The organism is Ensifer sp. ENS09 (assembly GCF_014852425.1).
GTDB lineage: Bacteria > Pseudomonadota > Alphaproteobacteria > Rhizobiales > Rhizobiaceae > Ensifer.
Window position 1 is genome coordinate 688,323 of record NZ_JACVBP010000004.1, and the last position, 17,017, is coordinate 705,339.

General features: G+C 63.6%; 7 protein-coding genes and 1 pseudogene. 5 read left to right on the forward strand and 3 right to left on the reverse strand.

All coding sequences use genetic code 11. The annotated features are described in order from the left end of the window. The first annotated feature begins 150 nt into the window (after nt 1–150). The 5 genes from IB267_RS23530 (at nt 151) to gdhA (ending at nt 15,484) form a co-directional block, all read left to right on the forward strand. Complete coding sequence (locus tag IB267_RS23530) at nt 151–7,932, forward strand: peroxidase family protein (RefSeq protein WP_192449823.1); 7,782 nt, start codon at nt 151–153, stop codon at nt 7,930–7,932. Nucleotides 7,933–8,006: 74 nt separating this feature from the next. After that, nucleotides 8,007–9,758 carry a type I secretion system permease/ATPase gene (locus IB267_RS23535; RefSeq protein WP_192449824.1) on the forward strand — a complete coding sequence of 584 codons (1,752 nt, stop codon included), beginning with the start codon at nt 8,007–8,009 and terminating at the stop codon, nt 9,756–9,758. 40 nt (nt 9,759–9,798) lie between these two features. Beyond that, the gene (locus tag IB267_RS33825; protein ID WP_192449825.1) at nt 9,799–12,492 is read left to right on the forward strand and encodes a calcium-binding protein; all 2,694 of its coding nucleotides are present in this window, start codon (nt 9,799–9,801) and stop codon (nt 12,490–12,492) included. Nucleotides 12,493–12,553: 61 nt separating this feature from the next. Then, complete coding sequence (locus IB267_RS23545) at nt 12,554–13,879, forward strand: HlyD family type I secretion periplasmic adaptor subunit (RefSeq protein WP_192449826.1); 1,326 nt, start codon at nt 12,554–12,556, stop codon at nt 13,877–13,879. 258 nt (nt 13,880–14,137) lie between these two features. Beyond that, nucleotides 14,138–15,484 carry an NADP-specific glutamate dehydrogenase gene (gdhA, locus tag IB267_RS23550; RefSeq protein WP_192449827.1) on the forward strand — a complete coding sequence of 449 codons (1,347 nt, stop codon included), beginning with the start codon at nt 14,138–14,140 and terminating at the stop codon, nt 15,482–15,484. Between the two features lie 163 nt (nt 15,485–15,647). Here the strand turns inward: gdhA and IB267_RS23555 are convergent, their stop codons facing one another. From IB267_RS23555 to IB267_RS33785, 3 genes and pseudogenes are all read right to left on the reverse strand, one after another. Beyond that, a complete protein-coding gene (locus tag IB267_RS23555) occupies nt 15,648–15,854 on the reverse strand; it encodes a hypothetical protein (RefSeq protein ID WP_043612491.1) in 207 nt (68 codons plus the stop codon). Between the two features lie 463 nt (nt 15,855–16,317). After that, nucleotides 16,318–16,499 (reverse strand): annotated as a pseudogene (locus IB267_RS23560) (ISNCY family transposase); the annotation flags it as partial. A gap of 132 nt (nt 16,500–16,631) precedes the next feature. Continuing rightward, complete coding sequence (locus IB267_RS33785) at nt 16,632–16,982, reverse strand: helix-turn-helix domain-containing protein (protein ID WP_371742615.1); 351 nt, start codon at nt 16,980–16,982, stop codon at nt 16,632–16,634. Between the last annotated feature and the right edge of the window lie 35 nt (nt 16,983–17,017).

A 17,017-nucleotide genomic window follows, 5' to 3' on the forward strand; every position in this document is an offset into this window, starting at 1 on the left:
CACCATACGAGCATCAGAAGGCCTATTCGGCTCACCAACGAGACACGAAAAGCAACCGGCGCGCCGCGGAGGACAGCCTCACCGCTGGACGGTGGAACTTTGTTTGAAAACGGGCGACCGCGACCGCGGGGTGCTCCGATGGAGGGAAAAATGGTAAAGCTTAACCGGAACGACCTCGACTTCATCCTGAAGCAGATCAAGATCGCAGAAGCCCATACGGCGGCCATCGACGGCGGCGCCGATCCGCGCGCTGCCCTTGCAGAGCTTGTTTCCAACCCGCTCCTTCCATACGGCCTTCGCACGGTCGACGGCTCGTACAACAACTTCCAGCCGAACATGACCCATCTCGGCTCGTCGGACCAGACGATGGTGCGCCTGCTCACGCCGAACTACGCGCCGGCCGAAATCAACCCGCGCAACGGACAACAGACGAGTTACGCCGATCCATCGGGTACGGTTTACGACAGCCAGCCTCGGCTGATCTCCAACATCGTCGCCGACCAGTCGCTGGACAATCCGGCAGCGATAGCCGGGGCGCTCGCGTCCGTCGATATCAAGGGGGCGGAAGCCCTCGGCATCGTGCGCACGGTCATGGATCTCCAGGCCGTCGCACGGGCGGCGCATGCCGCAGTCGCGACCGCTGCTGCGAATGCCGCTGCCGCGGTCGCTGCCGCCAATGTCGTCGTTGCCAACGCCCAGGCAGCACAAGCAACGGCGCAGGCGACCTATGACGCGGCCGTGGTCGTACAGTCGGGAGCGGCGCAGGCACTCGCAAGCGCCAATGCCGCCCTGGCCTCGGCAATCGCGGCGCGCGATGCCCATGCGCCTGTGGTCGTAAGCGCCCAGGCGGCTGCCGCCACGGCACTTGCAGCCAGCCAGGTTGCTGCGGCGGCGGTCGCGAACGCGACCGATGCACGCAACGTCGCCTTTGCCAATCTTGCCTTGGCCGAGCAGGCGGAGAGCGCCGCCCTTACGGCGTTTCAGAACAATCCAACGCCGGCAAACAGCGCGCTCTACATCGAGGCCGTGGATGCCCGGGAAGATGCCGAAATCGCCTACAATCTGTCCGTCGAGAATCTGGAAGACGCCTCGGCAGCCCTGACGGCGGCGCAGGCCGAGCACACGATGGCAGTGGTCGCCCTGCAGGACGCGGTGGCCGAGCAACAAAACCTGGCGAGCGCCGTCGACAGTGCCCAGAGCACTGCGGCAAGCGCCTCTTCGGCACTCGCGAGCGCGGACGCTGCCCTGGGTGTGGCAGCCGGGGATCTGGCGGACGCGACGGATGCGCTCAATGATGCGATTGCCGTGCGCGACGCAATCCCGACCGGAAGTGCGGCGACGGCAGCAGCCGAGGCTGCGGCTGCGGCGGCCGATGCCGCCGTCATCGACGAGCTTTCGTCTCACGGCGTGACGATGGATGGCGACAACGTCTTCATCAAGAACGTCGCCGCCGACCTCGGGGACACCGCCTCGTTCAACGGCTTCATGACCATCTTCGGCCAGTTCTTCGACCACGGCCTTGACCTGACCTCGAAGGGGGGCAGCGGCAACGTCATCATTCCGCTGCAGCCGGACGATCCGCTCTACGTCGTGGGTAGCCAGACCAATTTCATGGTCCTCACCCGCGCGACCAACGATCCCGGTCCTGACGGTCAGCTCGGTACGGCCGACGACATCCGCGATCATCAAAACGAGACCACCCCGTGGATCGACCTCAACCAGGTCTACACATCCAATCCGTCGCACCAGGTCTTCCTGCGCGAGTATGTGCTGGTGGACGGCAAGCCCCTGGCAACGGGTGAGATGCTGCAGGGCGCCACCGGTGGGCCGCCGACTTGGGCCGACATCAAGAACCAGGCAAGGGACCTGCTCGGCATCGAGCTTAGCGACCTGAACGTCCATAGCGTGCCGCTCCTGGTGACGGACCTCTACGGCGAATTCGTTCGCGGACCCAACGGCCTGCCGCTGATGATCACCGTCAACGGACCTGTGGAGGGCAATCTTGCGAACCCGCTCGATGGGGTCACGGGGCTGAGCGCCGGCCGCGCCTTCCTCAACGACATCGCCCATAGCGCCGTACCGAGCGGCCCGGTCGATCACGACCGGAACCCGCTAACCGCGCCCGTTGCCGTTGTTGCGGACGACGACGACGTTGCCGGCAACACGATCCTTCCGAACGCGTTCGGCGTCAACGTCACCTATGACGACGAACTGCTCGACGCCCACTTCGTCGTCGGCGATGGCCGCGGCAACGAGAACATCGCGCTGACGGCGACCCATTCGGTCTTCCACAGCGAGCACAACCGCCAGGTCAGCGCGATCAAGGCGACGGTGCTGGCCGAAGGAGACCTGGCGCTGCTCAACGAGTGGCTGTTGGTCGACGTGACCACGTTCCCGACCAGTTCCGCAGGCCTTGTCTGGGATGGCGAGCGTCTCTTCCAGGCGGCGCGTTTCTCGACGGAAATGGTCTATCAGCACCTCGTCTTCGAGGAGTTCGTCCGCGCCGTCGCGCCGCAGATCGATGCCTTCGTGTTCTCCCATTCCGTCGAACTCGACGGCGCGATCTTCGAAGAATTCGCCCAGGTCGTTTATCGCTTCGGCCACTCGATGCTTACCGAAAACGTCGAGATGCTCACGCTGAACGCTCAAGGTGCTGCAACACCGCAAGAACTCGGCCTGATCGAAGCCTTCCTGAACCCGCTGGCGTTCAACAACGCGGGTGTCGATGCGCATGCTGCCTCCGGCGCCATCATTCGCGGCATGACCCAGCAGGTCGGCAACGAAATCGACGAGTTCATGACCAGCGCGTTGCGCAACAACCTCGTCGGCCTGCCGCTGGACCTTGCGGCGGTCAACATCACCCGAGCGCGCGAAACCGGCATTCCCTCGCTCAACGAGGCGCGGCGCCAGATCTACGAACAGACGAACGACAGCTACCTCAAGCCCTATGAAAGCTGGGCGGATTTCGCCCTGCACATTAAGAACCCGCTTTCGATCGTCAATTTCATCGCCGCTTACGGCACCCATGAATCGATCGTCGCTGCCACCACGGCCGAAGCCAAGCGGGATGCTGCCTGGGATCTCGTTTTCGGCACGACCGGCGAAACGGCGTCGGAGCGCCAGGCGCGACTGGACTATCTGAACTCCACCGGCGCATGGGCAACGCGGGAAACCGGCCTCAACAAAGTGGACTTCTGGATCGGTGGCCTAGCCGAGGCGCTGATGCCCTTCGGCGGCATGCTGGGCTCGACCTTCACCTTCGTCTTCGAGCTGCAGATCCAGAACCTCCAGAACGCCGACCGCTTCTACTACCTGAGCCGTACGCAAGGGCATAACCTGCTCAACGAGCTCGAGGCCGACAGCTTCGCCGACCTCATCCGCCGCAACACCGACACCGAGGACAGCGGCCTCCATATCAATGGCTCGGCCTTCCAGACGGCCGACTACATCATCACAATGGATCAGACCAAGCAGTGGAACCATAGGCTCGGCAATGCCGACCCGACCCGCGAGGCCGACGTGATCTCCGCGGTGACGGGCACTGATTCCCTCGTTATTCGCGGCACGAATTACCTGCGCTTCACCGGCGAAGAGCACGTGGTGCTCGGCGGCACGAACACAGGCGAAACCCTGATCGGGGGTGCCGGCGACGACACGATCTGGGGCGAGGGGGGCGATGACCGCATCGAGGGCGGCTTCGGCGTCGACCATCTGCACGGCGGCGACGGCGACGACATCATCACCGATAGCGGTACCGACATCGGCGCCAGCGATGTCATCAAGGGCGAAGCGGGCGACGACGTCATCAACGGCGGCATGGGCCTCGATCTGATCTTTGGCGGCGACGGTAACGACGTGCTGGCCGGCGGCGAGGATCAGAAGACGCTTTCCGGCGGCCAGGGCAACGACTTCATCCGCGCGCCCACCGGCGGTGGCGGCGCCATTCTCGGCAACGAGGGTGACGACTGGATGGAAGCCCAGGGCAACATGACGACGCTCACGGGCGACAATTCGGAACTGTTCTTCAACTCGCGCATCATCGGCCATGACGTGATGATCGCCGGCGAGAACGACACCGATTTCGATGCCGAATCCGGCGACGACATCATGGTTCAGGGCATCGGCATCAACCGTTCGAACGGCATGGCCGGCTTCGACTGGACCACGTTCAAGAACAACAACTACGACGCCGATGCGAACATGAACATCAGCATCTTCGTCAACCAGCAGAACAACATCCTGCGCGACCGCTATGATCTGGTCGAAGGGCTGTCCGGCTGGGATCGCAACGATACCCTCACCGGCCGCGACGTGGTCATCGGCGGGTACGATCCAAACGGCAACGCCGCCCAGGTGGACGCCGATGCGCCGATCGAGAGCTTCTCGAACGCGCTGCTCGAAAAGAATGTCGACCGGATCGCGGGCCTGCGCGAGCTTGTCGCCCACCTCCAGCGCTTCGACCTCTACAATCCGCACAACCTCGATGCGAACGGCGTTCCGATCAACCCTGCGGGAGCGAAGGAGGTCGCCGTGATGGATACGTCCGACGGGTCGGACATCATCCTCGGCGGGGGCGGTTCGGACACGATCCGCGGCATGGGCGGCAATGACATCATCGACGGCGACAAATGGCTGAACGTACGCATTCTCGTCTCGCCGCGTGAAGGCCAGGGCTGGTCGGCCTTCAGCGTCGACTCGATCGCCGACATTCAGAGCCGTCTGTTTTCGGGCGAGATCAAGCCGAGCCAGTTGCAGGTCGTCCGCGAGATCGTCGATGGCGGCAAGGCCGGCGATGTCGATACGGCCGTCTATTACGACAACTTCGAGAACTATGAGGTTACCTTCAACGCCGACGGCAGCGTGACGGTCGCCCACACGGACCCGACCGCCGGTGTGATCGACCCGGTGACCGGACGCAATCTCGAAGCGGAGGGGACGGACCGCCTCTTCAACATCGAACGCATCCAGTTTGCCGACCGGGTTCTCGACCTTCGCGGCCCATCGCTCGACCTGCACGCCTTCGACAGCGGCAACTATCGCGATGCCTTCGGCTCCGCGAACTACGCCAACTCCAATGGATCGGCGGCCTGGACTTCGTCATGGACGGAGACGGGCGATCGCACGACCAACGTGGCGACCACGGGCGAAATCCGCATCAATGGCGGCCAGCTTGAATTCCGGCAGGACACCGGTTTCGGCTCGACACCGGCGGGCGCGACGATCACCCGAACCGTCGATCTTTCCATGGTCGGCACGGGCACTGCGACGCTGAGTTTCGACTACGACGAAACCGGCCTCGACAACGGCGAAAGCCTCCAGGTCCTGTATTCGAGCGACGGCATCACCTTCACCACAATCCGCACGATCGACGGTAACGCCAACGACGGCAGCGCCAACCTCACGCTTGCCGGCCCCTTCTCGGCCTCGTCGGCCATCCGCTTTGTCTTCAGCGGTGTGAACAGCAACGCCGAGTCTGTCTTGATCGACAATGTGAACGTTCAATACACCACGCCCGTGGACGACGGCACGAACAATTGGAGCAGCACGTTCACCGAAAACCAGGCTGCCGTCGGCATCTCCAGCCTGTCGGGCATTACCACGAACGAGATGATCGCTTCGGCCCGCGTCGTCCTGAAGAACATGGCGGCCGGCGACGTACTGACGGCGACCACGGCGAACGGGCGCCCCACCGCTATCACGGTCACGCAAGCCATAATTGGTGGTGAAATCGTCCTGCAGCTCACGGGCCAGGCGAGTGCCGCAGATTACCAACGCGCGCTGGACTCGGTTCGCTTCTCCAACTCCTCCGATAATCCGAGCACGACGCCCCGGACGATCGAGGTGACGGTGAACGATGGCATCCGCGACAGCCAGCCCGCGACGGCGACCGTCAGCGTGGTTGCCGTGGACGACCCCATGATCGCCAATAACGATCGCATCGTGACGAACTGGACAAACGGCAACCCGTTCACAATTCCGAGCTGGGCGCTGCTTGCCAACGACGTCGATCCGGACAGCCCCTTGGCGATCTCGGCCATCACAGGAACGAACAGCGTCGCGGCCACCCTTGGCCCGAACGGTGTCACGGTTACCGACAACGGGCTCACCAACGGCGGTTCCTTCACCTACCGCGGTACGGGAACCGATACGGCAACCGTCGATGTGGTCCGCGACGCCGGCGGACCGATCGACGGCGGGACCGGCAACGACATACTTGTCGGCGACAATGCCGCCAACACGCTGAACGGAAACACGGGCAACGACATCATTTTTGCTGGCGGCGGCGACGACAACATCAACCAAACCAGCAACCAGGGACGCAACATCATCGATGGCGGCGCCGGCAGTGACACTTACACTCTGAACGGAGTTCAGGCAGCCGAACTGTTCCGCATCTATGCGGTTACCGCCGGGCAGAATGCCGGTCTGGCAACAAGCCTGAACACGACCTTCCTTGCATCGACGGAGATCGTGATCACCCGCACGGTCAACGGTACCGAAAGCGTGATTGCCGAACTCGACAACATCGAGGAGATCAGCGTCAACACGCTGAACGTGACGAACAACAACAACAATGGCGGACCGGATGGGGGCGCAAGCGCGGGCGACACGATCCAGGTCATCGGCAACTTCGACACGACCAGCCTGAACTACTCGACGATTACGATCGAAGGGTCCGCCGGCAACGATGTGGTCGATATTTCGAGCCTGTCGTCCGCCCACCGCGTCGTCTTCCGCAGCAACGGCGGCAAGGACACGATCGTCGGTGCATTGCGTCCCCAGGACGTGATCGAGATCCCTGTCGGCGCGGACCCGGCGAGCTACGAGGAAACCGACAACGGCGACGGCACCACGACGCTCTCGAATGGCGGGCATTCCATCACCTTCGGCGGTGATACGCCGACCCTCGTTGCCGGCGACGACGATGATGATGATGATGACGGCGGTGATGGTGGCTCGGACGACGACGGTGATGACGACGGCTGTGGTACGGACGGCGGATCCGGCGATGGCAACGGCGTGCCGTTGCCGGTTGCAGCCCGCACCCTGGTCGGCACCTCGGCGTCGGACGTGCTGTTGGGCGGCGCGGGTTCCGACATCCTGCTCGGTGGCGCAGCCTCCGACATTCTGTCGGGCGATGGTGGCAACGACGTGCTGCGCGGCGAGGATGGCGACGATGTGCTATCCGGCGGCGATGGCGATGACGTCGCCTCCGGTGGAGCCGGCAACGATGAGGTCCATGGCGGGGCCGGTGCCGACACGCTGTTCGGCAATGGCGGCGACGATCTTCTCTACGGCGATGCCGGTAACGACATCATCGAAGGCGGCGCCGGGGCGGACAAGGTCTGGGCCGGCGACGGCGACGACACCGTGCTTGCCACGCTCAACGACGGTTCCGACAGTTACTGGGGTGGCGATGGCGTCGACACGCTCGACTATTCGGTGGCGACCGGCAACCTCAAAGTGGATCTCGGCAACGGCTTCATGGGGCGCGGCCAGGTGGTGGGGGCCGAGGTCGGCACCGACACGATCTACGGGTTCGAGAACATCATCGCCGGTTCGGGTCACGACGAGATCACCGCCTCGACAGCCGTCAACATCATGGACGGCGGCCTTGGCGACGACGTCTTCCGCTTTACCTCGGTGGCGGCGGCCGACGGCGACACGATCTACGGCTTCTCGCCGGGTGACCGGATCGATTTCTCGGCGTTCGATGCAAACAGCGGGCAGGCCGGCAAGCAGAGCTTCACGCTCTCGAGCGGTACGACGCTTTCAGGGGCCGGCCAGATCGTGGTCACGCACGAGACCCGCGACGGTGCGGACGTAACCGTGATCCGCGGCAGCGTCGACGGCGACCCGGATGCCGAGTTCGCCCTGACGCTCGACGGCACCCACAACCTCAAGGTCGCCGACTTCAACGGCGTCTCCTGAACATGAAGCAAAAAATCCCGGTCGGCTGAGGCCGGCCGGGATGGAATGCGGGGCGGGCAAAAGGGGTTCTCATCATGAGCAAGAAGAAAGAGCCGCAACACAAGATTGGCGGCATGCGCGGTATCCTCATCTATCTCTTCGGTCTATCGGGCATCATCAACATCCTGGCGCTGACCGGCGCCTTCTACATGCTGCAGATCTATGACCGGGCGCTGACCAGCGGCAGCATCTCGACACTGGTGGCGCTCTCCGTTCTGGCGGTCGGGCTTTACCTGTTCCAGGGTCTGTTCGACGTCATCCGTTCGCAGATCCTGGTGCGTCTCGGCGCCCGGCTCGACGCGGAACTGGCACCGCTCGCCCACAAAGTGGTGATCGAAATGCCGCGCTTCGGCTATTCGACGGCGGAGGCGACGGAACGCGGCCGCGATGTCGACACGCTGCGCGGCTTTCTCGCCGGCCAGGGACCGGTGGCGCTGTTCGACCTGCCCTGGATCCCGATCTATCTCGCCTTCGTCTGGCTGCTGCATCCAATGCTCGGCTACCTCACGCTCGGCGGCGCCTTCGTTCTGGCGCTGCTGACGGTGATTGCCGAGGTCATGACGCGGCGCCATTCCAGCCCGACGATCAAGGCCTCGGTGGCGCGCAGCTCGATTGCCGAGAGCAATGCCCGCAACAGCGACGTGCTGCACGCAATGGGCATGACCGGCCGGGCCGTGGCGCGCTTCGAGAAGGCCAACCGCCGCCACCTCGACTGTCAGACCAAAACCTCCGACATCGGCGGCACCTTGTCGGGCCTGTCGAAGGTGCTGCGCATGATCCTGCAATCGGCGATCCTCGGGCTCGGCGCCTATCTGGCGATCCGCGGACAGATGTCGGCCGGCTCGATCATTGCCTCGTCGATCGTGACCGCCCGGGCGCTGGCGCCGGTCGACCTGGCAATCGCGCAGTGGAAGGGCGTCGTTGCCGCCCGCCGCAGCTTTCACCGCCTCAACGAGACGCTCGGCGTGCTCGACGAACGCAGCGGCAATCTTGACCTACCGGCGCCGCAGCAGAGCCTTAGCCTCGACAAGGTGACGACGGTCGCGCCTTCGACAGGTGCTGTGCTTCTGAGCGAGGTGAGCCTGGAACTGAAGGCCGGCCAGGCCGTGGGGCTGATCGGCCCGTCCGGTGGCGGCAAGACCACACTCGCCCGCACCATACTCGGCATCTGGCCGGTGCTGCGCGGGGCCGTGCGCATCGACGGCGCCGATCTCAGCCAGTGGCCGGAGGGGCTGTTCAACCAGCATGTCGGCTACCTGCCGCAGGACGTGGCGCTGATGGATGGTACCGTGTCCGACAATATCTCGCGCTTCGCCGAAGCGCCGAATGCGCGGACGATCATCCGCGCCGCCAAGGCCGCCGGCATTCACGAGATGATCGTGCATCTGCCGAACGGCTACCAGACCGAGCTTGGTCCCCATGGAACCGCCCTGTCCGCGGGCCAGAGACAGCGCATCGCCTTGGCACGCGCACTCTATGGAGACCCTTTTCTCGTGGTGCTCGACGAGCCCAACTCCAACCTCGATGCCGAAGGCGAGGAAGCGCTCAACCGGGCGATCCTCAATGTGCGCGAGCGCGGCGGCATCGTCGTCATCGTCGCACATCGCCCGAGCGCGCTGCAGACGGTCGACATGATCGGCCTGGTGCAAGGCGGTCGGTTGGTCGCCTTCGGTCCGAAGGAGGAGATCCTGCCGTCGCAGAAGACCCGGCCATTGGTGGTCGAAAAGACGCGGCGCGCGGATGCTGGCGGGCAACCGCCGCACCGGGTGTCGGCGGCGGCCGAGTGAGAGACCTTGAGAGGTTCGGCCGCAGGCCGAGGAGGATGTCATGGACGAAAAGCTCATCCTGAAGCGCCCCGACAGTCAGCAGGCGATCGCGCCGATGAACCGGTACGCGATCGCCGACAAACCCGAGCGCAAGCGTGGGCGGCTGGTGCTGTCGGCGCTGTTCCTCGGCGCACTCGGTTCGGTGTTCGGCAGCAAGGAAGGCGAAAGCGAACCGGCAAAGCACGACCCGGATCCCGCACCTGTCGGTCCCGGCCAGCCGAGCGACGTGCTCGACATGTCCGGGGCGCTCGGGGCGATCGAGGATGCCGCCGCCTACGTTCAGGCGCTGCTGCAAGACCTGGCGTTTCCGGACGAAGCCATCCCGGCAAAGCTCGGTCGCCTGCGCTCATCGGTGCGGCTTGCCTTCGACGACGGCCAGCCCACGACCGACCTCATCGACGAGCGGCCCTACAAGACTAGCGCACGCCCCGCCAACGACAACGGTCCGCTGGATTTCGACTTCCCCGGTCTGGCGTCCTTCGGCAGTTCGCCACCCGGCGGCGAGGAGGGCGATGGCGGTGACGATGAAGGTGGTAGCCCGGGCGATGACGACGACGATGACGAGCCCGGTGGTCCTGGTGGTCCCGGCGATGGTGACGATGACGACGACGGCAGTGCCCGCAGCAATCGCCTGCCTGTGGTCACCGGACGCAATGTGCTCGCCAACGGCCTGATGAACCTCTCGGCCGTCATCCTGTTGAACGACCTGCTCGCCAACACGGTCGATCCGGATGGTGACGGGCTGTCGATCGCCAACCTGACGGTATCCAATGGTTCGATCCGCTCCTACGGCGAGGGCATGTGGCTCTATACGCCGGAGCGCGGCGATCTCGGCGAAGTGACCTTTACCTATTCGGTTTCGGATGGCACCGGCCGTACCGTCAATGGCGCGTCGATGACGCTGATGGACTGGCCGGCGAACGAGATCCGCGGCACCGAGGGCGACGACGTGATGCGCGGCACGCCGCAGAAGGACATCATCGCGGCCCTTGGCGGTGACGACATCGTCTATGGCCGCGAGTCCGACGACATCATCCTCGGCGGCAGCGGCGACGACACGCTGCTCGGCGGCGATGGCAACGACACGCTTTATGGTGAAGCCGGCAACGACCGCCTCTTTGGCGGGCGCGGCAACGACATCCTGTTCGGCGGGGCGGGGGACGATCATCTCTATGGCGAGGAAGGCGACGATATCCTGCTTGGCGAGGCCGGCGACGACTATCTCTCCGGCGGCGCTGGCAACGATCGCCTGTTTGGCGAGGAGGGTCGCGATGTACTCGATGGCGATGCCGGCAACGATCTCGTCGACGGCGGGGCCGGTAACGACCGGCTGACCGGCGGTTCCGGCGAGGATACAGTGCTTGCCGGTGCCGGCGACGACGTCATCGTCACCGGCCTTGCCGCCGAGGAAGCGCGCAGCGCATCGCCGCCCGCCAGTGACGGTAACGACCACTATTCCGGTGGCGAAGGCCATGACACGCTCGACGCCAGCAGCGCGCAGGAGACGGTTGTCATCGATCTCGCCGCAGGCACTGCGACAGGTACGGAAATCGGCTCCGATACGATCGAGAGCATCGAAGGCGTGATCGGCGGTTCCGGCGACGACCGGATCACCGGCGACGAGGGCTGCAACACGCTGATCGGCAATGACGGCAACGACGTGATTGCTGGAAATGCCGGCGACGACACGCTGATTGGCGGCAAGGGTGACGATGTCGTCTCCGGAGGCGCCGGCAACGACACGATCCTGGTGCTCGCCTTCGATGGCAGCGGCGACGCTGACGATGACGGCGATGACACCTATAGCGGCGGCGATGGCATCGACACGCTCGATCTGTCCGCGCTGGTGCAGGCGGTTCTCGCCGATATGGAGACCGGCATCGCCGAGGGCGAGGAGATCGGCGAGGATCGCATCGAAGACTTCGAGATCATCGTCGGCGGGCGCGGCAACGACCGGATTTCCGGCAGTCGCGGCGACGACATGCTGTTCGGCGGAAACGGAGACGACAGGCTGCGTGGCCGCGACGGCGATGACGTGCTCGTCGGCGGTGCCGGCGACGACGAACTGAAGGGTGAGGACGGCAACGATACCTTCGTCGTGGTCCTCCTGCCCGGTACCGACGACGGAGACGATACGATCGACGGCGGTGATGGCGATGATCGCTACGATGCCTCCGCAGCGACGCAGGCCGTGGTGATCGATCTCGACCGCGGCATTGCCACGGGCGTCGAGATCGGCAACGACAGTCTGAGTTCCGTCGAATCCGCGATCGGCGGCAAGGGCGACGACATCGTCGTCGCCAGCAATGCCGTCAACTTCCTGGCGGGTGGCGCTGGGGCGGATATCTTCGTCTTTCGCAGCCTCGCCGCTCTTGCCAATGGCGGGGAGGGGCGCGATGAGATCCGCGACTTCCAGGTCGGCGATCGCATCGACCTGTCGAAGATTGCCGAAGCCATCGGCGGCCTCGTCTTTGCGCCCTTTGCCGACGACGGCAGCCCGGCGCCGGTCAACCGCATCACCTTCTATCACGAGACTTTCAGCGACAGCGAGCGCACGGTCGTGCGCGCCGTCATCGATCTCGAGCGCGACGAGGACCTCGAGTTCCTGATCGCCGGCCGCCACGCGCTGACCGAGCGGGACTTCATTCTCGCCGCCATTGAGACGGCCGGGGAGCAGCATAGAGACGCCGTCTAAGCAATCGCAAACAACACCACCCGCATCAACCAGAGCTGTCACGCGTTACCGGGAGAAGGCCATGATCAGCAGAGAGAACGAGAGCAGGACCACCAAGGCCGAAGACAAGATCGTGAAGCACAGCAGCCAGTTCGGCATCACCTCGCGCATCGTCGTCTCCGCCGCCTTTGCCGCCACTCTGCTCTTCGGCGTCGGTGGGTGGGCCGCCCATGCCCGGCTTTCCGGGGCCGTGATCACCCAAGGCCAGGTGGCTATCTCCCAGCAGGTCAAGCTCATCCAGCACCGCGACGGCGGCATCGTCTCCGAGATTGCGGTGCGCAACGGCGACCAGGTCAGGAAGGGCGACGTGCTCATCCGCCTGGACGAGACACAGACCCGGGTAGAGCTTGCGATCGTGCGCGGTCAGTTGCAGCAGTTCTACGCTATGCGAGCCCGGCTGAAGGCCGAACGGGATGGCGAAACGGCCGTCTCCTTCGATGGCCTCGATGTCAGCGAGGTGCTGAAGGTCAGCGAACTCAAGCTGTTTGAGGCCAACCGCCGGATGATCACCAGCCAGGAAGAACAGATGCGCCTGCAGATCACCCAGCTCGAGGAGCAGATCCGCGGCCTCAAAGCCCAAACCGGCTCGAGCGACGCCGAAAGGGAAATCGTCGAGAAGGAGATCGCCAAGCTCGAGACCTTGCTGAAGAGCGGCCTGGTGCCGGTCTCCGAACACCGCGATCTCCTGCGGCAGATGGCCCGCATCGATGGATCCAAGGGCGAACTCGTCGCGCGGATCGCGGAAGCAGTCGGGCAGATCAGCGAACTGCGCATCAAGCTACTCGCCATCGACCAGAACATCCGCAAGGAAACCCAGACCCAGATCGTCGGCATCGAGGCGAAGATCGCCGAACTCAGCGAGCGCGAGGTCGCCGCCCGCGACCGACTGTCGCGCATGGACGTGCGTGCTCCCGTCGACGGTCTCGTCTACGACCTGCAGGTCCACACGATCGGCGGCATCATCGCCCCCGGCGCCAGCGTGATGTCGATCGTGCCCGAGGACGATGATCTTACTGTCGAAATCCGCATCCCGCCGGCCGACATCGACCGCATCGCACCGGGCCAGGCCAGCCGCCTGCGCTTCACCGTCTTCAACCAGCGCACGACCCCGGAACTCGATGGCCGGGTCGGTGTGGTCGCCGCCGCAACGACGATCGATCGCGCCACCGGACAACCCTACTATCTCGCCACGGTCGACATCACCCAGGCGCTGGACAAGCTCGGCGACCGCAAGCTGATGCCGGGCATGCCGGTCGAAGTCTATGTCCAGACGGACGAGCGCACGGCCATCTCCTATCTGACGAAGCCCTTCACCGACCAAATGCTTCGAGCCTTCCGCGAGGAGTGACGTTTACTTCATCACCGGAAGCTACCGCACTTTGCCCTGGAAGAGGGGCGTTGCCGGAGAGGCGACCGCGCACGGTCGCCTTATCTTGAGCGTGCCTATCAGAGTCACGCCTTGTGCACCTTTTCCCCTGGAAAACCGGCCCGCAGGTCGGCAATCACGAATTGCATGGTCGCGGGAAATAAATCTTCACTTGCCGCTCTGCTTCCGATAATGCGCGAGGGTCTGCGCATAGAACCTGCGCGCATGAGGAGAACCATCTTGAATGTCGATGAGAAGCTGGAACCAATTCTGACGGAAGTGCTGAGGCGCAACGCCGGCGAGCTGGAATTTCACCAGGCCGTACGCGAAGTGCTTGAAAGTCTGGGGCGTGTCATTGCCAAGCATCCGCGCTATGCGGAACAGGCCCTCATAGAACGGATCTGCGAACCGGAGCGGCAGATCATCTTCAGGGTGCCTTGGGTCGATGACGCCGGGCAGGTGCAGATCAACCGCGGCTTCCGCGTCCAATTCAACTCGGCGCTTGGGCCCTATAAGGGCGGGATACGTTTTCACCCTTCCGTCAACGTCGGGATCATCAAGTTCCTCGGTTTCGAGCAGACCTTCAAGAACGCCCTGACGGGCATGCCGATCGGCGGCGGCAAGGGCGGTTCGGACTTCAATCCGAGGGGCCGTTCGGATGGGGAAATCATGCGATTTTGCCAGTCGTTCATGACCGAGCTCCACCGACACCTGGGCGAATATACCGACGTTCCTGCCGGCGATATCGGCGTCGGAGGCCGGGAGATCGGCTATATGTTCGGCCAATACAAGCGGCTCACCAACCGCTATGAGGCCGGCGTGCTGACAGGCAAGGCGCTGATCTACGGCGGCTCACGTGCGCGCAAGGAGGCAACGGGCTTCGGCGCGACCTACTTCGTCCAGCGGATGCTTAGCACCAAGGGCCTCGATTTCGAAGGCAAGCGCGTGACCGTATCGGGATCCGGAAACGTAGCCATCTACACCATGGAAAAGGTTGCGGAGTTCGGCGGCAAGATCGTCGCGTGCTCCGACTCCAACGGTTATGTCGTCGATGAGGATGGGATCGATCTCGAACTGGTCAAGCAGATCAAGGAGGTTCGCCGCGAGCGGATATCCGAGTATGCCAGGCTGAAAGGCTCCAGGGCGCATTACGTCGAGGGCGGCTCCGTCTGGGACGTTCCTTGCGATGTCGCGATGCCCTCGGCGACGCAGAACGAGCTCACGGGCAAGGATGCCCGCATACTGGTAAAGAACGGCGTCATCGCAGTGGGTGAGGGGGCAAACATGCCGTCGACCCCAGAAGCGGTTCGCATCTTTCAGGATGCAGGGGTCATGTTTGCCCCTGGCAAGGCCGCCAATGCGGGCGGTGTTGCGACATCGGCTCTTGAGATGCAGCAGAACGCCTCACGCGACAGCTGGACGTTCGAGCAGACCGAAACGCGGCTTGCCATCATCATGCAATCGATCCACGACCGTTGCGCCGAGACCGCCGAGGAATACGGCAACCCCGGCGATTACGTGCTCGGAGCCAACATTGCCGGCTTCGTCCGGGTCGCCGAAGCCATGGACGCGCTCGGCGTGATCTAATGCTTCAATCTGTAGGGAGCCAGCTTGCGCTGGCTTCCTTCGACAATTCGGCTCGGGCCTGAGGACGCTGAAGATTGGTCCCGATCTCGCGGGGACATACCCGTGCCGCCCGCTAATGCGCATCGCGAGACGGCAACTAGAGCCAATTCGGCGAAGGCTGAATTTATGAGGCGACGAGACCGTCGAAAACCTCGAGCATGGCCTCACTGATCGCCTTGCCGAGGGCAGCCGCGGTTTGCGACAGGGCTTCTTCGTCTGCGCCCTGGGCTGCGATTGCGAAGGCTGCGCCTTCTCCCGTCACGATTTCCTGTGCGCGCTGAATGGCCCAAAGGGCAAAGTCGTTGCGATCGCTGATTTCTACCGTTTCCATGGTGTCCTCTGATTGTCGGCGTGGAAGAATTCTTGTGGCTTTGCCGGGTGGCCGAGAACCCGGGGTCGGCTTTATAACCGGTTTGGCCCATCTAACCGTCAACGGCATCGCTGCCAAAGCCCTAGAACCGGAAGCAGGGTGCTTTGAAGCCTTAAATGGCATCCGGGCTATCCGCCCATTTCTGTCGACTGTCAATCCGCAGTCGATGCCGCTTTGCAATTGGCTTGCCTTATCAGAGGCTTCGGGTCATCTTTTGAGAGAAGTCGGCCTCCGTTGCGCAGCTGAAGCTGACAATCGCAAGCGCCTGTTTGCGGAGCATCTTTTAGCTTTACGTCCCGCTTTCAACGCTCATCCGGCGCGCGCTCGACGACCGACCGAGCCACCACGCGCCCTTTAGCCGATCTTCAGGGGAGCTCGAAAACGACATGTCTTAGGAAGATGCCGAACATACGGTGCGCACGGTCATAGCGTGCGGCCGGATCGACGCCGCACCGCCAGTGCTGCCCCGATCCAGCAACCGGCGAACCTGCGGGTGCTCAGCTCAAGCACGTGCGCCGGCGACATCAGCGTCATGCGTCCGGCGATCACATTCGACAAAACCTCAATCCGCTGCAGATCGCGCTCGCTCATCGCAATCAATCCCATCCGCAATCTCCCAGCTCATCAAAACCCGGGGAGAGTGACATTCCAACTTTGCAGGATCAGGACGCTCTAACTTTTCGGTGGTGGTTCCAGATTGAATGCAACGATCGCGAGAAACCTACATGCTTTGACCCTTCATAGCCAACAGGTACTGGCTGAAGATCTCCTTCGGCGTCTGGAGCCCCGGGGCACTTGCGCGGGGTGGTGTAGCTTCCGGTAGCGCCGACGCCGGTCCTCAGCCATCTGTTGAGCCGTCACGTGCCAATAGCCCTCGGCAATGGGGACTTCACGATCGTGCCAGAAATTCCGTCGTAGCTCGCGGCAGATGGTCGAACGGTCGCGACGAAGCGTCCGCGCGATCTCCGCCTGGCTGATCTTCTTCTCATGCATCCGCGCAATGACTCGGCGTTCATCCATACTCAACTGCACAAAAGAGCGGGCCACATCCATCCCCCTGAAACGATGGCCAATTTGCCTCCGTTGCATTTGAAAATGGAATCCGCCCCTCTACAAATTTAAGT

Excerpts from the sequence above, each read along its gene's own strand:
- IB267_RS23555 (WP_043612491.1), bottom strand. The coding sequence starts at position 15,854 with ATGGAAACGGTAGAAATCAGCGATCGCAACGACTTTGCCCTTTGGGCC.
- IB267_RS23530 (WP_192449823.1), top strand. The coding sequence starts at position 151 with ATGGTAAAGCTTAACCGGAACGACCTCGACTTCATCCTGAAGCAGATC.
- IB267_RS23535 (WP_192449824.1), top strand. The coding sequence starts at position 8,007 with ATGAGCAAGAAGAAAGAGCCGCAACACAAGATTGGCGGCATGCGCGGT.
- IB267_RS33825 (WP_192449825.1), top strand. The coding sequence starts at position 9,799 with ATGGACGAAAAGCTCATCCTGAAGCGCCCCGACAGTCAGCAGGCGATC.
- IB267_RS33785 (WP_371742615.1), bottom strand. The coding sequence starts at position 16,982 with ATGCAACGGAGGCAAATTGGCCATCGTTTCAGGGGGATGGATGTGGCC.
- IB267_RS23545 (WP_192449826.1), top strand. The coding sequence starts at position 12,554 with ATGATCAGCAGAGAGAACGAGAGCAGGACCACCAAGGCCGAAGACAAG.